General features: G+C 69.9%; 17 protein-coding genes. 3 read left to right on the top strand and 14 right to left on the bottom strand.

The genetic code is table 11. The features are described from left to right. Positions 1-4 precede the first annotated feature (4 nt). From QN245_RS13690 to QN245_RS13670, 5 genes are read right to left on the bottom strand one after another with little or no spacing between them, the layout of a single operon-like run. The gene (locus QN245_RS13690) at positions 5-1,438 is read right to left on the bottom strand and encodes a heavy metal sensor histidine kinase (RefSeq protein ID WP_184448714.1); all 1,434 of its coding nucleotides are present in this window, start codon (positions 1,436-1,438) and stop codon (positions 5-7) included. Beyond that, complete coding sequence (locus tag QN245_RS13685; RefSeq protein WP_184448713.1) at positions 1,435-2,118, bottom strand: heavy metal response regulator transcription factor; 684 nt, start codon at positions 2,116-2,118, stop codon at positions 1,435-1,437. Before QN245_RS13685 ends, QN245_RS13690 begins: the two co-directional genes overlap by 4 nt. Continuing rightward, entirely contained in the window at positions 2,115-5,267 is a 3,153-nt protein-coding gene (locus QN245_RS13680; protein ID WP_317843436.1) for an efflux RND transporter permease subunit, read from the bottom strand. Before QN245_RS13680 ends, QN245_RS13685 begins: the two co-directional genes overlap by 4 nt. Beyond that, positions 5,264-6,466: an efflux RND transporter periplasmic adaptor subunit gene (locus tag QN245_RS13675; RefSeq protein WP_317843435.1), complete on the bottom strand. Its 1,203-nt coding sequence runs from the start codon at positions 6,464-6,466 to the stop codon at positions 5,264-5,266. The genes QN245_RS13680 and QN245_RS13675 overlap by 4 nt, the downstream gene beginning before the upstream one ends. 3 nt (positions 6,467-6,469) lie before the next feature. Beyond that, positions 6,470-7,957 (bottom strand): efflux transporter outer membrane subunit, encoded by a 1,488-nt coding sequence (locus QN245_RS13670; RefSeq protein WP_317843434.1) that lies wholly within the window; start codon positions 7,955-7,957, stop codon positions 6,470-6,472. A 188-nt stretch (positions 7,958-8,145) separates the two neighbouring features. Between QN245_RS13670 and QN245_RS13665 the strand changes: the two genes are divergently transcribed. After that, positions 8,146-9,876, top strand: a complete 1,731-nt coding sequence (locus tag QN245_RS13665; RefSeq protein WP_317843433.1) for a glycoside hydrolase family 9 protein — start codon at positions 8,146-8,148, stop codon at positions 9,874-9,876. A 214-nt stretch (positions 9,877-10,090) separates the two neighbouring features. On the opposite strand, the gene upp is transcribed toward QN245_RS13665, so the two are convergent. The 9 genes from upp to QN245_RS13620 form a co-directional block, all read right to left on the bottom strand. Then, on the bottom strand, positions 10,091-10,723 hold the full coding sequence (upp, locus tag QN245_RS13660; RefSeq protein ID WP_184448710.1) for a uracil phosphoribosyltransferase: 633 nt from the start codon (positions 10,721-10,723) through the stop codon (positions 10,091-10,093). A gap of 83 nt (positions 10,724-10,806) precedes the next feature. Further along, a complete protein-coding gene (locus QN245_RS13655) occupies positions 10,807-11,736 on the bottom strand; it encodes an alpha/beta hydrolase (RefSeq protein ID WP_317843432.1) in 930 nt (309 codons plus the stop codon). A gap of 210 nt (positions 11,737-11,946) precedes the next feature. Continuing rightward, the gene (locus tag QN245_RS13650) at positions 11,947-12,279 is read right to left on the bottom strand and encodes a non-heme iron oxygenase ferredoxin subunit (RefSeq protein ID WP_167087568.1); all 333 of its coding nucleotides are present in this window, start codon (positions 12,277-12,279) and stop codon (positions 11,947-11,949) included. Then, a complete protein-coding gene (locus tag QN245_RS13645) occupies positions 12,276-12,812 on the bottom strand; it encodes a GNAT family N-acetyltransferase (protein ID WP_160970018.1) in 537 nt (178 codons plus the stop codon). The genes QN245_RS13650 and QN245_RS13645 overlap by 4 nt, the downstream gene beginning before the upstream one ends. A gap of 102 nt (positions 12,813-12,914) precedes the next feature. Continuing rightward, on the bottom strand, positions 12,915-14,165 hold the full coding sequence (locus QN245_RS13640; protein WP_184448708.1) for a cysteine desulfurase: 1,251 nt from the start codon (positions 14,163-14,165) through the stop codon (positions 12,915-12,917). After that, a complete protein-coding gene (gene sufD, locus QN245_RS13635) occupies positions 14,162-15,424 on the bottom strand; it encodes a Fe-S cluster assembly protein SufD (RefSeq protein ID WP_184448707.1) in 1,263 nt (420 codons plus the stop codon). Before sufD ends, QN245_RS13640 begins: the two co-directional genes overlap by 4 nt. Then, complete coding sequence (sufC, locus tag QN245_RS13630; protein ID WP_184448706.1) at positions 15,421-16,188, bottom strand: Fe-S cluster assembly ATPase SufC; 768 nt, start codon at positions 16,186-16,188, stop codon at positions 15,421-15,423. Before sufC ends, sufD begins: the two co-directional genes overlap by 4 nt. A 165-nt stretch (positions 16,189-16,353) precedes the next feature. Then, complete coding sequence (sufB, locus tag QN245_RS13625) at positions 16,354-17,796, bottom strand: Fe-S cluster assembly protein SufB (RefSeq protein WP_160970026.1); 1,443 nt, start codon at positions 17,794-17,796, stop codon at positions 16,354-16,356. Between the two features lie 15 nt (positions 17,797-17,811). Then, positions 17,812-18,270 carry an SUF system Fe-S cluster assembly regulator gene (locus QN245_RS13620; RefSeq protein ID WP_017913833.1) on the bottom strand — a complete coding sequence of 153 codons (459 nt, stop codon included), beginning with the start codon at positions 18,268-18,270 and terminating at the stop codon, positions 17,812-17,814. 195 nt (positions 18,271-18,465) lie between these two features. Here QN245_RS13620 and QN245_RS13615 point away from each other — a divergent pair, with 195 nt between their 5' ends. Together QN245_RS13615 and QN245_RS13610 are read left to right on the top strand one after the other, a co-directional pair. Further along, positions 18,466-18,933 carry an SET domain-containing protein gene (locus QN245_RS13615; protein ID WP_160970028.1) on the top strand — a complete coding sequence of 156 codons (468 nt, stop codon included), beginning with the start codon at positions 18,466-18,468 and terminating at the stop codon, positions 18,931-18,933. A gap of 362 nt (positions 18,934-19,295) precedes the next feature. Next, positions 19,296-19,841 (top strand): type 1 glutamine amidotransferase domain-containing protein, encoded by a 546-nt coding sequence (locus tag QN245_RS13610; RefSeq protein WP_184643612.1) that lies wholly within the window; start codon positions 19,296-19,298, stop codon positions 19,839-19,841. The last annotated feature ends 58 nt before the right edge of the window (positions 19,842-19,899 follow it).

Raw genomic sequence — 19,899 nt, 5'->3', positions numbered from 1 at the left:
GGCGCTACCAGCGCAAGTCGGCGTGCGGGAGCGCGCCGGCAGTGGCGCCGTCCAGCGCCACCGAAAAGCCGATGGTGGTGATGCCGTCGCGGTGCTGCGCGAACACGCGCCCGCCGTGCATGGTCGCCACCGCCTTGACGATCGCCAGGCCCAGGCCGTGGCTTTCGCGGCTGTTGGCGCGGGCAGCGTCGCCGCGGTAGAAGCGGTCGAACAGGCGCTCCAGATGTTCCGGCGCCAGCGCCACGCTGGGATTGGAGAAGGCGATCAACGCCTGCCCGCCGCGCTGCACGATCTCCACCACGATCGGCGCGGTGCCCGCCGAATGCTGGATCGCGTTGTGCAGCAGGTTGGACAGCGCGCGCCGCAGCAGCGACTTCTCGACCTGGGCGACCGCATCGCCGCGCAGCTCCACGCGCAAGCCGGCCTCGTCCAGCAGCACTTCGAAGAACTCGACGGTCTTGCCGACCTCCTCGGCCAGCGACGCATCCTCGCACTGGCGCGCGCGCTGGCCCTGCTCGGCGCGCGCCAGGAACAGCATGTCGGCGACGATCGCGCGCAGCCGCTCCAGTTCCTCCAGGTTCGACTGCAACACCTGGCGCAACTGCTCGGCGTCGCGGTGGCGGGTCAGCGCCACCTGGGTCTGGCCGATCAGGCTGGCCAGCGGCGTGCGCAGTTCGTGGGCGACGTCGGCATTGAAGCTTTCCTGCTGCGCGTAGGCGGCGTCGAGTCGATCGAACGCCGCGTTCAACGACGCGCCCAGGTCCTCCAGTTCGCGCGGCAACCGCGGCAGGTCCAGGCGCCGCCGGTCGTGCGGACCGATGCGCTGGGCATCGGCCGACAGCCGTTGCACCGGGCGCAGGCCGAGCTTGGCGGTCCAATAGCCCAACGCGCCGACCAGCGCGGTGCCGGCCAGCGTGACCAGCGCCAGGGCGATGTCGAAGCGGCGCCGGGTCAGCGCGAACGGCGCGCTGTCCATTGCCGCGATCAGTTGCACCGGCGGCCGCACCGGCGTGGCCGGCAGCGTCTGGCCGATGGCCTGCCATGCCTGCGGATGCGCGTCGGCGATGCCCAGCGCCTGCGGATCGCCGATGCGCACCAGGCCGCTGCGCCCGCGCGTGGCCTGCGCCATCGCTTCGGCGCCACGCCCGTAGCGGAACGCCGGGTCCTCGCTCCACAGCCAGAAGCGCAGGTCCGGTGCGCTGGAGACGCTGGCCAGCCGCGTGCGCGCATGCGCGGCCAGGTCCGGCGAGCGGCTGTTGACCAGCATGTACTGCACCGCGTCCATGCGCGAACGCAGTTCCTCGCGCTGGTGGCGGCGCAACTCGTGTTCCAGCACCTGGTGCAACACCAGCCCGATCAGGGCGAAGCCGAGCAGCGCGGTGGCCGCGAACAGGCCGGCCAGGCGCAGCGCGATCGAGGGCCGCGCCGGCGCGCTCACCCGGCCGCGTCCTCGCGTTCTTCCAGCACGTAGCCCATGCCGCGCACGGTGTGCAGCAGCGGCGCGTCGAACGGCACGTCGATCTTGGCGCGCAGGCGCTTGATCGCCACTTCCACCACGTTGGTGTTGCTGTCGAAGTTCATGTCCCAGACCATTTCCGCAATCGCGGTCTTGGACAGGATCTCGCCCTGGTGCCGGGCCAGCGTCGCCAGCAGCGCGAACTCCTTGGCGGTCAGGTCCAGCCGCTGCCGGCCGCGCACGGCCTTGCGGCTGATCATGTCGATCTGCAGGTCGCCCACGCGCAGCAGGGTGCTTTCCTGGGCGCGGCCGCGGCGCGCCAGCACCTGCAGCCGCGCCAGCAGTTCGATGAAGGAGAAGGGCTTGATCAGGTAGTCGTCGGCGCCTTCGCGCAGGCCTTTGACCCGGTCCTCCACGCTGTCGCGCGCGGTGAGCATGATCACCGGCGTGCTCTTCACCGAACGCAGCGAGCGCAGGATGGCGAAGCCGTCCAGGCCCGGCAGCATCGCGTCGAGCACGATCACGTCGAAGTCGTAGTGCAGGGCCAGGTGCTGGCCGTCGATGCCGTCGTAGGCCACGTCGACCGTGCAGCCCTGTTCGCTCAGCCCCTGCTGCAGGTAGTCGGCGGTCTTGCGCTCGTCCTCGACGATCAGCACCTTCATGGCTGCAGCGCCCCCGGTGCGGCGGTGCGTGCGCGGCGTGCCTGGCGCCGCTGCATGTACCAGCCGTGCAGGCGGTCCAGGTACAGGTACACGATCGGCGTGCTGAACAGGGTCAGCAGCTGCGACAGCAGCAAGCCGCCGACCATCGCATAGCCCAGCGGCCGGCGCAGTTCCGAACCGGCGCCGTGGCTGAGCATCAGCGGCAGGCCGCCGAGCAGCGCGCACAGGGTGGTCATCATGATCGGCCGGAAGCGCATCAGGCAGGCCTCGTAGATCGCATCGCGCGAGGACAGCCCGCGTTCGCGTTCGGCATGCAGGGCGAAGTCCACCATCATGATCCCGTTCTTCTTGACGATGCCGATCAGCAGGATGATGCCGATCATCGCGATCACGCTCAAGTCGTAGCCGCCGGCCATCAGGATCAGCAGCGCGCCGACGCCGGCCGAGGGCAGGGTGGAGAGGATGGTCAGCGGATGGATGTAGCTCTCGTAGAGCAGGCCGAGCACGATGTAGACCGCGATCAGCGCCGCCAGGATCAAATACGGCTGGGTGCGCAGCGAGGCGCTGAACGCCTGCGCCGTGCCCTGGAAGCTGCCGCTGAGCGTGGCCGGCACCCGCAGCTGCGTCTGGGCCTGCTGGATCGCGTCCACCGCATCGCCCAGCGCCGCGCCCGGCGCCAGGTTGAAGGAGATGGTCACCGCCGGGAACTGGCCCTGGTGGCTCACCGACAGGTAGCCGGTCTTGCCGGTGTCGAGCGTGGCGAAGGTGGACAGTGGCACCTGCTTGCCGTTCAACGGCGAGGTCAGGTACAGCCGCTGGAACAGCGACGGATCGCCCTGCAGCGCCGGCGTCACTTCCAGCACCACGTGGTAGCTGTTGAGCTGGGTGAAGTACTGCGCGACCTGGCGCTGGCCGATGGCATCGTTGATGGTCGCGTCGATCTGCTGCGGGGTGATGCCGAAGCTGGCCGCGCGCTGGCGGTCGATGGTCAGGCTGGCGATCGGCGCGGCGTTCTGCTGGTCGGAGGCGACGTCGGTCAGTTGCGGCAAGGCCCGGAACGCCTTCAGCAGCTTCGGCGCCCAGGTGTTGAGTTCGTCCAGGTTGGCGTCGGTGAGGGTGTACTGGTACTGGGTGCGGGCCATGCGGCCGCCGACGTTGATGTCCTGCCCGGCCTGCATAAACAGGGTGACGCCCTGCACGTGCGCCAGGCGCTTGCGCAGCCGCGCGATCACCTGGTCGGCGCTGGCGGTGCGGCCGTCGTCCTTGGGCTTGAGCGCGATCGAGAAGGTGCCGGAGTTGAAGGTGCTGGCGCCGCTCTGCATGCCGAAGGACAGCACGTCCGGATCGCGGCGGATGATGTCGGCCAGTTGCAGCATGCGCGTGCGCATCGCCGCCGAGGACGAATCCTGCGCCGAATCGGCGGTGCCGGAGATGAAGCCGGTGTCCTGCTGCGGAAAGAACCCCTTGGGCATCACCACGAACAGCGCCACGCTGGTGGCCACGGTCAGCAGGAAGCTGGCCAGGGTCAGCCGCGGGTGCCGCAGCACCGTCTCCAGGCCGCGCCGGTACGCCGCCAGCATCGCCTCGAAGCCGCGCTCGAACGCGCGCGCCAGACGCCCTTGCGCCTGCTCGGCGTGCGGCTTGAGCAGGCGCGCGCACAGCATCGGGGTCAGGGTCAGCGACACCAGCAACGACACCAGGATGGTCAGGCTCACCGTCACCGCGAACTCGCGGAACAGGCGGCCGACGATGCCGCCCATCAGCAGCAGCGGGATGAACACCGCCACCAGCGACACCGAGATCGAGACCAGGGTGAAGCCGATCTCGGCCGCGCCCTGCAGTGCCGCCTGCAGCGGCGCCATGCCGTCCTCGATGTGCCGGTAGATGTTCTCCAGCATCACGATGGCATCGTCCACCACGAAGCCGACGGCGATGGTCAGGCCCATCAGTGACAGGTTGTCCAGGCTGTAGCCGAGCACGTACATCAGCGCCGCGGTGCCGAGGATGGCCAGCGGCACGGTCAGGCTCGGGATCAGGGTGACCACGGCGCTGCGCAGGAACACGAAGATCACCGCCACCACCAGCACGATCGACAGCAATAGGGTGAATTCCACGTCCCTGACCGAGGCGCGGATGTTCTGCGTGCGGTCGGCGAGGATCTTGACGCTGACGCTGGGCGGAATCGACGCCATCAGCTTGGGCAGCGCGGCCTTGACCTGTTCCACCGTGTCGATGACGTTGGCGCCGGGCTGCTTGGTGATGGCGATCATGATCGCGCGGCCGTTGACGATGCCGCTGTCGGCCGGCGCGGCGGCGCCGGCGAAGCCCCAGGCGGCGATCTTGGCGTTCTCCGGCCCGTCCACCGCGGTGCCGACGTCGCGCACGCGGATCGGCGCGCCGTTGCGCCAGGCCAGCACGGCGTCGTTCCAGGCCTGGCTCTGCAGCAACTGGTCGTTGGTGGAGACGGTGAAGGCCTGGCGCGCGCCGTCGATCGAGCCGGTGGCCGCGTTCACCGTGGTGGTGGCGATCACCGCGCGGATGTCCTCCAGGCTCAGCCCCAGCGCCGCCAGCTTGGCCGGATCCACCTGCACGCGGACCGCCGGCTTCTGCGCGCCGTACAGGTTGACCAGGCCCACGCCGGAGATGCGCGAGATCTGCTGCGCCAGCACGTTGTCGGCGTAGTCGTTGACCTGGGTCAGCGGCAGCACCCGCGACTGCACCGCCAGGATCAGCGCGGGCGACTCGGCCGGGTTGATCTTGCGGAAGCTCGGCGCGCTCGGCAGCGCGCTCGGCAACTGCCCGGACGCGGCGTTGATCGCGGTCTGCACGTCGAGCGCGGCGGCGTCGATGTTGCGGTCCAGGTCGAACTGCAGCGTCACCTGGGTCGAGCCGAGCGCGCTGGTCGAGGTCATCTGGCTCAGGCCCGGGATCAGCGACAACTGCCGCTCCAGCGGCTGCGCCACGTTCGAGGCCATGGTCTGCGGGCTGGCGCCGGGCAGGCTGGCCGAGACCTGGATGGTGGGGAAATCGACCTGCGGCAGCGGCGCCACCGGCAGCAGCGGCCAGGCCACCAGGCCCAGCAACAGCAGCGCCATGGCCAGCAGCGAGGTGCCGATGGGGCGTTTGATGAAGGCGGCCGAGACGCTCACGCGTGCGCTCCCGCCGCGGCCGGCCTGGCGTGCTTGGCCGGCTTGGCTTCCACCACCTTCGCCCCCGGATGCAGCCGGTACTGCCCATCCACCACCACCCGCTGGCCGGCCTGCAGGCCCTGGCCGATCACCGTCTCGCCGTTGGCATCGTCCACGACCTGCACCGGCTGGTCGCGCACGCTGCCGTCGCTGCCGACCACGTACACGAACTCGCCGTCCTGGCTGCGCTGCACGGCCGCGCTCGGCACCACCAGCGCGCCGGCGCGCATGCCCAGGGTGATGCGCGCATCCACCGTCTGTCCCGGCCACAGCGTGTGTCCGGGATTGGGGAAGTGCGCCTTCATCGCGATGGTGCCGGTGCTGGTGTCGATCTGGTTGTTGAGCAGGGCCAGCGTGCCGTGCGCCAGCACCTGTCCGCTGCCGTGGTCGACCGCGTCCACGCCCACGCTGGCCGGCGCGGCATGCAGCGCGCGGTTGATCTGCTGGAACGCGCTTTCCGGCAGGGTGAACTGCACCGCGATCGGGTCGATCTGGTTCAGCACCACCAGGCCGCCGGCGTCGCTGGCGTGGACGATGTTGCCTGGATCGACCAGGCGCGCGCCGGCACGGCCGTCGATCGGCGCGCGGATGGTGGTGAAGTCCAGTTGCACCCGCGCGCTGTCGATCGCCGCCTCATCGCTCTGCAGGGTGGCGCGCAGTTGCGTCACCAGCGCCTTCTGCGTGTCCAGGGTCTGGCGGGTGGTGGCGTTGTCCTGCAGCAGTTGCGTGTAGCGCTGCAGGTCGGCCTGCGCATTGCCCAACTGCGCCTTGTCCTTGGCCAGTTGCGCGGTGGCCGCGGCCAGTTGCGCCTGGTAGGTGCGCGGATCCAGCCGCGCCAGTACCTGCCCGGCCCTGACGTCCTGGCCCTCGCCGAAGCCCACGTCGATCAGTTGCCCGTCGATGCGCGAGTGCACGGTCACCGAGGCGATCGGCAGCACGGTGCCGATCCCGGTCTGGCGGATCGGCACGTCCTTGCGCAGCACCGGCGCACTGGTCACCGGCACCGGCGGCGTGGCCGCGGCGGGCGCGTGGCGGGGGCGCAGCCATAGCACCAGCAGCAGCGCGACCAGCAACGCGGCGACGACGAACGGCCAGCGTCGCCGCGGCGCGGCATGGCGCGCTGGCGGATCAGCGGGGCGGGTGGGAGCGGCGATGGACATGGGTTACTCCGGGACGACGGGAGCCGGCGTGGCGCCCGGCGAGGCGCCGCGCACGGCGGGGAGACGGGCGCTGTCCCAGTCGCCGCCCAGCGCGACCAGCAGCGCGACCTGGGCACCGAACTGGCGCGATTGCACCTGCAGCAAGCTGCGTTGCGCGTCCAGCGCGTTGGCCTGGGCGGTGATCACCGCGCTGTACAGCGTGGTGCCGGCGCGGTACTGGTCCATCAGCACGCGTTCGGCCTGCTGCGCGGCATCTGCGGCGCTGCGCTGTTGCTGCGCCTCGCGCGCCAGTTCGCGCGTGGCGGCCAGTTGGTCCTCCACGCCCTGGAACGCGCTCAACACGGTTTGCCGGTAGCTGGCTGCGGCCGCATCGAAGCTGGCTTGCGCCTGCGCGCGCTGCGCGTGGCGGGCGCCGCCGTCGAACAGCGTGCCGGCCAGCGCCGCGCCCACCGCCCAGACCCGGTTCGGCACGCTCAGCAGCGAGGCCAGCCCGGCACCGTCGTAGCCGCCGCTGGCGCTCAGCGACAGGGTCGGGAACCACGCCGCCACGGCCATGCCGATGCCGGCGTTGGCCGCGGCCATGCGCCGTTCGGCGCCGGCGATGTCCGGGCGCCGTTGCAGCAGCACCGAGGGCAGGGCGTCCGGCGTCGGTGGTAGCGCCGGCAGCGGCGCGTCGCTGGCCGCCAGCGAGAACTCGGCGGGGGTATGGCCCAGCAGCACGGCCAGCGCGTGGTCCAGTTGCCGCCGCGACAGCGCCAGATCGGTCGACGCGGCTTCGGCGCTGTGCAGGGTGGCCTCGGCCGCGGCCACATCGGCGGCGCTGGCGACCCCGGCGCGGACCCGCGCCTGGGTCAGCTGCAGCGCATCGCGATAGCCGGCCAGGGTGCGCTGGTACAGCGCCAGGGTCTGGTCGTCGAAGCGCAACTGCAGGTAATCCGCCACGACCGCGGCCTGGAGCGACAGCCGCGCCTGCGCCAGGTCGGCGGCGCTGGCCTGGGCGTTGTCGCCGGCCTGTTCGACGCTGCGTCGGATCCGGCCCCAGAAGTCCGGTTCCCAACTGGCGCTCAGTCCCAGCGTATCGGTGGTGCGCAGGCCGGGTTTGGGAGTCGCCGTGCGTTCGCGCGTTGTCGCGGCCTGCACGCCCAGCGTCGGCGCTTCGGCCGCACGCGCGCTGCCGACCAGCGCCTGTGCCTGCCGATAGCGTGCTTCGGCCTGGCGCAGGGTCTGGTTGGCGCGATCGGCCTGCTCTACCAAGGCATTCAGCTGCGGATCGCCATAGCGGGTCCACCACGCCACCGCCGGGTCGGCCGCGGCCGGTGCGGCGGGCGCCCAGTGGCCGTCGGCCTCGGCGAACGGCTGCTGTGCGCTGGCCGGCGGCGCCGGGCGCACGTAGTCCGGGCCGGCCATGCAGCCGCCGAGCAGCAGCACACTCAGCAGCGGTGCGAGCGGCGCCAGGCGGCGGGAAACGGGCGGTGGGGGCAGGGCGGTCACGGGGTCGGCGCCGGCAGCGGGAACAGGTCTTCACCGTAGGCGCCGCATGGCGACCCCACGCTGACGCCTCGCTGACGGCGCTGTCAGGAACGCCGCATGCGGCCGTCCCGCGCCGCGTCCTGGGCCGCCCTCGGCGCGTCCGCAACGTGGCGCTTGCAGCCGTCATCATGGCCCGCCAGTATCGGCGCATGAAGCTGCCCCATGCCCTGTCCTGCCTGTTCCTCGCCTGCCTGCTGCTGGGCGGCTGCACCTCGCATGCCGACACTGCCATGCCATCGCCGATCCGCTTGAACCAGGTCGGCTTCCTGCCTGCCGCGAGCAAGCTGGCGGTGGTGCCGGACGGCCACGGCGACGCGTTCTCGATCGCGCGCGCCGACAGCGACGAGGTGGTGCTGCGCGGCACCCTCGGCGCCGCCGCGGCGTGGCCGCCGGCGCAGCAGACCGTGCGCATCGCCGATTTCTCCGCGCTGCGCACGCCGGGCCGCTATCGCCTGCAGGTCGACGGCCTGCCGCCGTCGGACAGCTTCGCCATCGGCGAAGACGCCTACAACGCGCTGTCGCGCGCCGCGCTCAAGGCCTACTACTACAACCGCGCCAGCACCGCGCTGGACGGCGACTACGCCGGCCGCCACGCGCGCGCCGCCGGCCACCCCGACGACCACGTGCTGGTGCATGCCTCGGCGGCGTCGCCGGAGCGCCCGGCCGGCACCGTGATCGCCGCGCCCAAGGGCTGGTACGACGCCGGCGACTACAACAAGTACGTGGTCAGTTCCGGCATCACCGTCTACACCCTGCTGGCCGCCTACGAGCAGTTCCCCGCCTACTTCGCCAAGCATCCCGAAGGCATTCCGAACAGCGGCGGCGACGTGCCGGATATCCTGCGCGAGGTCGACTGGAACCTGCAGTGGCTGCTGGCGATGCAGGACCCGCACGACGGTGGCGTGTACCACAAGCTGACCAACCTGGACTTCGCCGGCATGCAGATGCCGGACCAGGCGCGCGCGCCGCGCTACGTGGTGCAGAAGAGCACCGCGGCCACGCTCGACTTCGCCGCGGTGATGGCCCAGGCCAGTCGCATCTACGCACCGTACGACGCGCAGTTCGGCGGCATCTCCACGCGCATGCTGGAAGCCTCGCGGCGCGCCTGGGCCTGGGCGCAGGCGCATCCGGACGTGGCCTACAAGCAACCGGCCGACGTGCATACCGGCGCCTACGAGGACACCCAGTTCGACGACGAGTTCGCCTGGGCCGCGACCGAGCTGTACCTGGCCACCGCCGACGATGCGTTCTACGAGGCGGCGATGGCGCGCAAGGTGCCGGCCAGCGTGCCCGACTGGCGTCAGGTCGGCGGGCTGGCGTGGATGTCGCTGGCGCAGCACCGCGCACGGCTGACCCCGCGCGCCGACCAGGCGCGCATCGCCGAGGAGATCGAGGGCCTGGCCGATCATCTGGTGCAGGTGTGGCAGGGCTCGGCCTGGCGGGTGACGATGCGCGAGGCCGACTTCCACTGGGGCAGCAACGCCACGGCGATGAACCAGGCGATGATGCTGCTGCAGGCCTACCAGTTGCAGCACAAGCCCGAATACCTGCAGGCCGCGCAGTCGCAGCTGGACTACGTGCTCGGCCGCAACCCGCTGGGCATGTCCTTCGTCACCGGCATCGGCGCGCGCTCGCCGATGCACATCCACCATCGCATCTCCATTGCCGACGGCGTGGCCACGCCGGTGCCGGGATGGCTGGTCGGCGGCCCGCAGCCGGGGCAGCAGGACGCCGATGCGTGCAAGCACGCCTACACATCGACACTGCCGGCGCTGTCGTACCTGGACAAGGAATGCAGCTACGCCACCAACGAAGTGGCGATCAACTGGAATGCGCCGCTGGTGTACGTGAGCGCCGCGCTGCAGGTGCTGCAGCGCTGATCCGCGGCCGCGGCGCGATGGCGGCGCCGCTTAGGGCGTGTCACCCATTCCCGAGTATGCCGCGCGCCTGCCAGGCCCAACCCGAAGGGCCGCGGTTGCGCGCGCCCGCTGCTGCGTCATCGCTCGGGCGTGGACGCACGTCCGCTTCCTCGTTCTTCCTTGCCACAGGCACGCGCAACCGCGGCGCGGCATGCTCGGGGATGGATGACACGCCCTAGCCCAGGCGGGTGCCGAAGATGCGGTCGCCGGCGTCGCCCAGGCCCGGCAGGATGTAGCCCTTCTCGTTGAGATGGTCGTCGATGGCGGCGGTGTACACCTCCACGTCCGGATGCGCCGCTTGCAGCGCCTGCAGGCCTTCCGGCGCGGCGACCAGGAAGATGCCCTTGATCCGCCGCGCGCCGGCGCGCTTGAGCATGTCCACGGTGGCGATGAGGGTGCCGCCGGTGGCCAGCATCGGGTCCAGAATCAGCGCATCGCGCTCCTCCAAGCGGCCGGTGAGGCGTTCGAAGTAGGGCACCGGTTGCAGCGTCTCCTCGTCGCGCTGCAGGCCGACCACGCTGACCCGTGCCGCAGGAATCAGCGCCAGCACGCCGGGCAGCATGCCCAGCCCGGCGCGCAGGATTGGCACCAGGGTGATCTTGGCGCCGGCGATGCGCTGCACCTGGGTCGGGCCGGCCCAGCCGGCCATGGTGTGGGTCTCGGTCTCCAGATCGGCGGTGGCCTCGTAGCCGAGCAGGGTGCCCAGTTCGGTGACCAGCTCGCGGAAGCCCTTGGTGCTCAGCGCCGCGTCGCGCAACAGGCCGATCTTGTGCTGTACCAGCGGGTGGCGGACTTCGACGATCTTCATGGGCGCGCTCGCGAGGGGGAGGCGCACAGTGTGCCGCAGCCGGCTCCGGCGCCGCCAGGGCGCCGTGCTGCTGGCGGCCGCGCTCAGTCGGGCGTCATCCCGATCGTGTGCAGCCAGGTGTCCACCAGCGCCGGCCAGCGGGTGATCGCGAACTTGGTCGGGCGCAGTCCGAACGCGTGTCCGCCGTCGGGATACAGATGCATTTCCACCGGCACCCCGGCGTCCTTCAGGGCGATGTAGTAGACCAGCGCCTGGTTGATGCCATCGACGTGATCGTCCTGCGCCTGCAGCAGGAAGGTCGGCGGGGTGTGCTTGCTGACCGGCACGTCCGGATTGAGTTCGAACTTGTCGTCGTCGATCCACAGGTGCCCCGGATACAGCGCCACGGCGAAATCCGGCCGGCAGCTCTGGGCGTCCGCGGCATCGACGGCGGGATACAGCCGTCGCTCGAAATGCGTGCTGATCGCCGCCACCAGGTGGCCGCCCGCCGAGAAGCCCAGCACACCGATCTTGTGCGGATCGATCTGCCACTGCGCGGCGTGTTGCCGCACCAGGCCGACGGTGCGCTGGGCGTCCTGCAGCGCCATCGGCGATTTCGGATAGGGGCCCGATTGCGGCTGCTGCCGATCGCCCGGCACGCGGTACTTCAACAGCACGCAGGTGATGCCGCGCGCGGTGAGCCAGTCGCACACCTCGGTCCCTTCGAGGTCCATCGCCAGCACCCAGTAGCCGCCACCGGGGAACACCACCACCGCCGCACCGGTGTTGTGGCCCTTGGGGGGATATACGATCATCGTGGGCTGGGAGACCCGCTCCACGGACAACCAGGGGCGGCCGCCGACCGCGGGCCGCGTGGTCGTCGTCTCGGGACCGGACAGCGCCACCGCATCGGGTGGCTCGCCTGGCCAGATCGGTACCTGGGTGTGCCCCGGCGTCGGTTGCCAGGTGGCAGCCGACGCGTGCGATGCCACGACAGCGGCCAGTGCGGCGAAGACCAGGGCGAGCGGGCGCATGCGCATTCCTTGTGAGCGACGGCTTGCGCCGGGGCGCTCAGGATAGTTGCAGCGGTGCGTCTTCGTGCCGCCATCGGCAGTGGCGTCGGAGGTCGGGGCGCGGCCGATCAGCCGACCAGGTCCGGCCATTGCGAACGGGAGCACCGCGGCAGGTGTCGCGATCATCCGGCAAGGGACGGCTAACGACGGACAGTAAACAAGCGCGCGACCTCAGCCGCGGTCGTCGCGGGTCCACAGGCCGCCGTGTTCGGCCTTCACCGGAAACTTCGGTACCGGACCGTAGGCCGGCGCGCACAGGGCGCGGCCGTCGCGCACGTCGAAGCGGGCGCCATGCAGCACGCACTCGATGCTGCCGGCGGCGGGGTCGAAGGTGCCCGGCGACAGTTCGTAGTCCTCATGGCTGCAGCGGTCTTCCAGCGCATAGAACTGGCCATCGAAGTTGAACACCACGATCGGCGTGTCGGTCACTTCGTCCCACACCGTCTTCATTTCGCCTGGCAGCAGTTCGCCATCGGCGCAGACGAAGGTCCAGGTCTCGCTCATGCGGCACCGCCCAGTGGTTTTTCCAGGACCTCGAAGCGCAGGTCGTCGCGGCGGGGCTGGCCGAAGCGCGCATCGCCGTAGGGAAACGGCTTCTTGATCCCGGTGCGGCGGTAGCCGCGGCGCTCGTAGAAGGCGATGAGTTCCTCGCGCAGGTCGATCACCGTCATCCGCATCAGCGGCAACCGCCATTCCTGCCAGGCGATGCGCTCGGCCTCGGCCAACACGGTCTTGCCCAGGCCGCTGCCCTGCGCCTGCGGCTGCACCGAGAACATGCCGAAATAGCCGGCGCCGTCGTCGTCGGCGACGTGCGCACAGGCGATCAGCTCGCCGTCGCGCTCGGCCAGCAGCACCAGGCTGCGCGGGCGCAGGATGTCGGCGCGCAGCACCTCGCGATCGATGCGGTTGCCGTCGAGCAGGTCGGCTTCGGTGGTCCAGCCGACGCGGCTGCTGTCGCCCCGATAGGCCGAGGTGACCAGGGCGGCGATGGCGTCGAGATCGTCGACGGTGGCGGTGCGGAAGGTGAGGGTGTGCATGGGGCGATTATGCCGGAGGCGGGGATTCGGGAGTGGGGATTGGGGATTCGTCAAAGCGGCGCTTTTACCAATCCCGAATCCCGAATGCCCAATCCCGGCGCTTCAGCCCAACAGCTTGCGCACTTTCAGTAGCGCTGCCACGAACCGCTCGATTTCCTCGTGCGTGTTGTAGAACGCCAGCGAGGCGCGGCAGGTGGCGGCGACGCCGTAGAACTGCAGCAGCGGATGTGCGCAGTGCTGGCCGGAACGCACCGCCATGCCTTCCAGATCGAGCAGGGTGGCCAGGTCGTGGGCGTGGGCGCCCTCGATCAGGAACGAGACCACCGCGGCCTTGCCCGGCGCGGTACCGAACAGGCGCAGGCCGTCGATCCGCTGCAGTTCCTCGGTGAGATGCGCGAGCAATTCGGTTTCGCGCGCTTCCACGTGCTGCAGCCCGAGTGTCTGCAGATAGTCCACCGCCGCGCCGAGGCCGACGAAGCCGGCGATGTTGGGGGTGCCGGCCTCGAACTTGTGCGGCGGGTCGTTGAACACGGTGCCGTCGAAGCTGACTTCCTTGATCATCTCGCCGCCGCCCAGGAACGGCGGCATCGCCTGCAGATGCTCGCGCCGCGCCCACAGCGCGCCGGTGCCGGTCGGGCCGCACATCTTGTGGCCGGTGATGGCGTAGAAGTCGCAGCCGATCGCGGCCACGTCCAGTGGCCGGTGCGGCGCGGCCTGCGAGCCGTCGATGACGCTGACGATGCCGCGCTTGCGCGCTTCGCGGCAGATCTCGCGCACCGGGTTGACCGTGCCCAGCACGTTGGAGACATGGGCAAGGGCCAGCAGCTTGACGTCGGCGGTCATCGCCGCGCGCAGCGCGTCCAGGTCGAGCGCGCCATCGGCGGTGATCTCGGCGACCTTCACCGTGGCACCGGTACGCTCCGCGACGAGTTGCCAGGGCACGATGTTGGCATGGTGCTCCATGCGCGACACCAGGATGGTGTCGCCGGCACGCAGTCGCGGCAGCGCCCACGAGTACGCCACCAGGTTCAGGGCGAAAGTGGCGCCGCTGCACAGCACCAGCTCGTCGGCGCGCACGTTGAGGAAGCGGGCGAGCCGGGTTCGCGCACCTTCGTAGGCCTCGGTGGCCTCGCTGCCGAGCGCGTGCACCGCGCGGCTGACGTTGGCGTTGTGGCGGCGGTAGAAGGCGTCGGTCGCTGCGATCACCTGCAGCGGCTTCTGCCCGGTGTTGGCGTTGTCGAAGTACACCAGCGGCTTGCCGTGCACTTCCCGCATCAGCAGCGGGAAGTCGCGGCGGACCGCGTCCCAGTCCGGCGCCTGCGGCGTGGCGGTGTGCGCGGCGGGCCCGTTCATGCCACGCCTGCGGCGCTGAGCGCCCGCTCCAGCCGCGCCAACAGGAACTCGCCCAGCGCCGGGTCCAGCACGCGGAGCGGCTCGCGGCAGAACGCGGCGGTCAGCAGTTGCTGTGCGCGTTCCTGCGGCAGCCCGCGCGAGCGCAGGTAGAACAGCGCATTGGTATCGAGCTGGCCGACGGTGGCGCCGTGCGCGGCCTTGACCTCGTCGGCATCGATCACCAGCACCGGCTGGGTATCGATCTCGGCGTCGGCGGAGAGCAGCAGGTTCTTGTTCGACAGCGCCGCGTCGGTGCCATCGGCGCCGTGGCGGATCTGGATGCCGCCATGGAACGCCACGCGGCTGCGGCCGGTGGCGACACCGCGCCACAATAGCTCGCAGGCGGTGTCGCGGGCGATGTGCTCGATACCCAGGCGGGTATCGAGCTGACGCCGGCCGTTGCCGAGCAGCACGCCGTTGGCGACCAGCCGGGCGTTGTCGCCCTCCAGGCGCACGTTGAGTTCGTGCCGGGCCAGCGCGCCGCCCAGTTCCAGGTCCACGCGCCGGTACTGCGCGTCGCGCGCCAGCACCGCGTCGGTGCGCAGCAGCGCGGTGACGCCGGCCGCCTCGTCCTGCACGCGCGCGTGGCTCAGCTGCGCGCCGGCGGCCAGATGCACGTGCGCCAGACTGTTGCTCAGGTGCGCGGCATCGCCGGCGTGCAGATGATGCTCGACCAGCGCCAGCGTGGCGTCCTGGCGCAGTTCGATCAGGTGGCGGTGGTGCCAGGCCAGGTCGGCCTCGGCGGCGGTGGAGACGAACACCAGGTGCAGCGGCTGTTCCACATGCACGCCTGCGTCCACCCGCAGCACGCAGCCTTCGTCGGCGAGGGCAGCGTTGAGCTGCGCGAACACCTCGTCGCTGCGCTCGAAGCGGCGGCCGAGGAAGCGCATCGCATCGTCGCCGCTGCGCAGGATCGTCGACAGGCGCTGCAATTCCACCCCGGCCGGCAGGCCGGTCAGGTCCGACAGCGCGTCGCTGGCGCGGCCGTTGACGAACACCAGGCGCGGCGCCGGGATGCCGTCGAGCAGCGAGGCGTCCACCGCCGGTGCGGTCTGCGGCGCGGGCGCGAAGCTGCGCCGTTCCAGCGCGCGCAGCGAGGTGTACTTCCAGGCTTCGCTGCGCGTGCCGGGCAGGCCGTCGCGCAGCGCTTGCTCCAGCGGCGCGCGGCGCGCGCCATCGCCGTGGAATGCGGCGGCCAGCGAGTCGAGCAGAGCGCTCATTGCACTGCCGCCTCGGGCGCCACGCGCTCCTTCAACCAGGCATAGCCGTGCGCTTCCAGCTCCAGCGCCAGTTCCGGGCCGCCGGTCTGCACGATGCGGCCGTCGGCCAGCACGTGCACCACGTCCGGCTTGATGTAGTCGAGCAGGCGCTGGTAGTGGGTGATCACCACGAACGCGCGCTCGGGCGAACGCAGCGCGTTGACGCCTTCGGCCACGGTCTTGAGCGCGTCGATGTCCAGGCCGCTGTCGGTCTCGTCGAGGATCGCCAGCTTCGGCTCCAGCACCGCCAGCTGGAAGATCTCGTTGCGCTTCTTTTCGCCGCCGGAGAAGCCCTCGTTGACGCCGCGATGCAGCAGCTCGTCCTTCAGGTGCAGCACCGCCAGCTTCTGCCGGACCAGCTTGAGGAACTGCATCGAATCCAGCTCGGCCTCGCCGCGCGCCTTGCGCTGCGCGTTGAGCGCGGCGCGCAGGAAGTAGGTGTTGTTGACGCCGGGGATTTCCACCGGGTACTGGAAGGCCAGGAACAGGCCGGCGGCGGCGCGCTCCTCCGGTTCCAGTTCGAGCAGGTCGGCGCCGTCGAAGCGCACGCTGCCATCGGTCACGGCGTAGCCGTCGCGGCCGGCCAGCACATTGCCCAGGGTGGACTTGCCGGCGCCGTTGGGGCCCATGATGGCGTGCACTTCGCCGGGCTTCACCTGCAGCGACAGGCCCTTGAGGATGTCCTTGCCGGCGACGGAGGCGTGGAGGTTTTCTATGGTGAGCATGGGGTAGTCCATCAGAATTCTTGATTAGCCCCTCTCCCACCGGGAGAGGGGTTGGGGTGAGGGTCGGTGCGAAGCATCTCGCGGGGTTCGGGTGCACGAGGCTGCGCCCGTACCCTCATCCGGCGCTGCGCGCCACCTTCTCCCGATGGGAGAAGGGCGACGCTGTCAGCCGACGCTGCCTTCCAGCGACACTTCCAGCAGCTTCTTGGCTTCCACCGCGAACTCCATCGGCAGTTCGCGGAACACCTGCTTGCAGAAGCCGTCGACGATCATCGACACCGCGTTCTCCTGGTCGATGCCGCGCGCGCGACAGTAGAACAGCTGGTCGTCGCTGATCTTGGAGGTGGTGGCCTCGTGCTCGACGGTTGCGGTCGGGTGCTTGACCTCGATGTACGGGAAGGTATGCGCGCCGCACTGCTTGCCGATCAGCAGCGAGTCGCATTGGGTGTAGTTGCGCGCGCCTTCGGCGCTGCGCTCCACCTTGACCAGGCCGCGATAGGTGTTCTGCCCGCGGCCGGCGCTGATGCCCTTGCTGACGATCTTGCTCTTGGTGCGCTTGCCGACGTGGATCATCTTGGTGCCGGTGTCGGCCTGCTGGCGGTGATGGGTCAGCGCGACCGAGTGGAACTCGCCCACTGAGTCGTCGCCCAGCAGCACGCACGAGGGATACTTCCAGGTGATCGCCGAGCCGGTCTCGACCTGGGTCCAGGTGATCTTGCTGCGCGCGCCGCGGCATTCGCCACGCTTGGTCACGAAGTTGTAGATGCCGCCGCGGCCTTCCTCGTCGCCCGGGTACCAGTTCTGCACGGTGGAGTACTTGATCTCCGCGTCTTCCAGCGCCACCAGTTCGACCACCGCCGCGTGCAGCTGGTTCTCGTCGCGCATCGGCGCGGTGCAGCCTTCCAGATAGGACACGTAGGCCTTGTCCTCGCACACGATCAGGGTGCGCTCGAACTGGCCGGTATGGCCGGCATTGATGCGGAAATAGGTGCTCAGTTCCATCGGGCAGCGCACGCCCTTGGGGATGAACACGAAGCTGCCGTCGGAGAACACTGCCGAGTTGAGCGCAGCGAAGAAGTTGTCGCCCACCGGCACCACGCTGCCCAGATACTGCTTGACCAGCTCCGGATGTTCCTTGATCGCCTCGGACATCGAGCAGAAGATCACGCCCTTCTCGGCCAGTTCCTTGCGGAAGGTGGTGCCGACCGAAACCGAGTCGAACACCGCGTCCACCGCCACGCCGGCCAGCTTGGCGCGCTCGTGCAGCGGCACGCCGAGCTTGTCGTAGGTGTCCAGCAGTTCCTTCGGCACCTCGTCCAGCGAGGCGTACTTCGGGCCCTTGGGCGCGGAGTAGTAGCTCAGCGCCTGGAAGTCGATCGGCGCGATGTCCAGCTTGGCCCAGTGCGGCATCGGCATCTTCAGCCAGTGCCGGTAGGCGGCCAGGCGCCATTCGGTCATCCATTCCGGCTCGTCCTTCTTCACGGACAGGGCGCGCACGACGTCCTCGTTCAGGCCGGGCAGGAACGAATCGGATTCGATGTCGGTGACGAAGCCGGCGTCGTAGCGACGTCCCAGCCGTTCCAGGATTTCAGCGTTTTCGGTGGCCATGGGGCTGCCTACAGGTCAGGTGGTCGCGAACCGCACGGCGATGGGACGCCGTTTCGGATCGCCGGAGGGGGGGAGGGGGTGGAGCATCTGCGCCAGGGTCACGCCGCGCAGCGCATCGGCGACCACGTCGTTGATCAGCCGCCAGTTGGAACGCACGCCACAGGTCTGGGCGATGCTGCACTGGCTGCCGTGATGGCTGCATTCGGTGATCGCCAGCGGGCCTTCCATCGCTTCGACGATCTGGATCAGGGTGATGGCGTCGGCCGGCCGCGCCAGCCGGTAACCGCCGCGTACGCCGCGCAGGCCTTCGACCAGGCCGGCCTGAGCCAGCGGCTTGAGCAGTTTGCTGACGGTGGGCGGCTCCAGCCCGGCCTGTTCGGCCAGTTCGGTCGCGCTCAGCACTTCGTTCGGACGCGCGGCGAGCACGGTCAGCACGACGGTGGCGTAATCGGTGAGCTTGGTGACGCGGAGCATGGCGACACAGTGGTTTTTCAATGCGGACCGAAATTGTACTCTTTTGCGACGCGGGGTCCAACCGCGCCATTCATCTTTTATTTCGATCGCCGTGATCGGGGATTGCGCCGGCTGCGGTCGCTGCGCCGGACGGCGCGGGCTTGGGATCGCGGGCGATGTGCGCCAGAATCTAGGCTTTCCTGTCCGGATCGCCGCATGCCCCGCAAGATCGCCGCCCGCAAGTCCCGCATCCATGGCAACGGCGTGTTCGCCGTGCTGCCGCTCAAGAAAGGCGAGCGGGTCATCGAGTACAAGGGCCGCCGCCGCACCCACGCCGAGGTCGACCGCGACGAGGCCGGCGACGTCGAGACCGGGCATACCTTCCTGTTCACCCTCAGCGACGACTACGTGATCGACGCTAACTACGAGGGCAACGACGCGCGCTGGATCAACCACAGCTGCGCGCCGAACTGCGAAGCGGTGATCGTCGAGGCCGAAGGCGAGGACCGTCGCAAGGACAAGGTGGTGATCGAGGCGCTGCGCGACATCAAGCCCGGCGAGGAGCTTACCTACAACTACGGCATCACCTTGGGCGAGCGGCACACGCCGCGGTTGAAGAAGATCTGGGAATGCCGTTGCGGCGCCAAGAACTGCACCGGCACCATGCTGCAGCCCAAACGCTAGGGCGTGTCATCAATCCCCGAGCATGCCGCGCCGCGGTTGCGCGCGCCTGTGGCAAGGAAGAGGGAGGAAGTGGACGTCCGTCCACGCGCGAGCGATGACGCGGCCATGGGGGGCGCAACCGCGGCCCTTCGGGTTGGGCCTGGCAGGCGCGCTGCCGGCGCCGCGCGGCTTGACCTGACGGCCAGTCAGGCGCTGCGCCACGCAACGCCGGCCGCGCGCCTGCCAGACCCAACGCGGCATACTCGGGAATGGGTGACACGCCCTAGCGTGCAGGCCGTGCACGCCGCGCCGACACGCGGTTCACGGCCCTGCCACCGACGCGTTTCTACGGTGGGACTCCCCCCTACTCGAGGAGTGACCCCATGAGCGCAATGCCTTCCCTTGCCGGCAAGCAGGTGGCTGTCCTGGCCACCGACGGTTTCGAACAGTCGGAACTGCAGGAACCCAAGCGCCTGCTCGAATCCTGGGGCGCGAAGGTCGACGTGATCGCGCCGGGCGATGCCGACAGCATTCGCGGCTGGAACAAGAAAGACTGGGGCGACAGCGTGCCGGTGGACAAGCGCCTGCAGCAGGCCCAGGCCGGCGACTACGACGCGCTGGTGCTGCCGGGCGGGGTGATCAATCCGGACAGTCTGCGCACGGAGCCGACCGCGATCGCCTTCATCCAGTCCTTCGCCAGCGCCGGCAAGCCGGTGGCGGCGATCTGCCATGGTCCCTGGCTGCTGGCCGAAAGCGGGCTGGTGCGCGATCGCCAGGTGACTTCGTGGCCGTCGCTGAAGACCGACCTGTCCAATGCCGGCGGGCGTTGGGAGGATCAGGAAGTGGTAGTGGACGGCAATCTGATCACCAGTCGCAAGCCGGACGACATCCCGGCGTTCGCGCAGGCCGTGGCCAAGGCGCTGGGCTGAGTCGGCTGCGATTCGCCTGCGCCGCCGCGACGTCGGCGCAGGCGAAAGACGACAGGGC

This window comes from Xanthomonas rydalmerensis, assembly GCF_033170385.1.
Lineage (GTDB): Bacteria > Pseudomonadota > Gammaproteobacteria > Xanthomonadales > Xanthomonadaceae > Xanthomonas_A > Xanthomonas_A rydalmerensis.
Note: the sequence above shows the minus strand (reverse complement) of the source record. Positions and strands in the feature narration are given on the sequence as shown.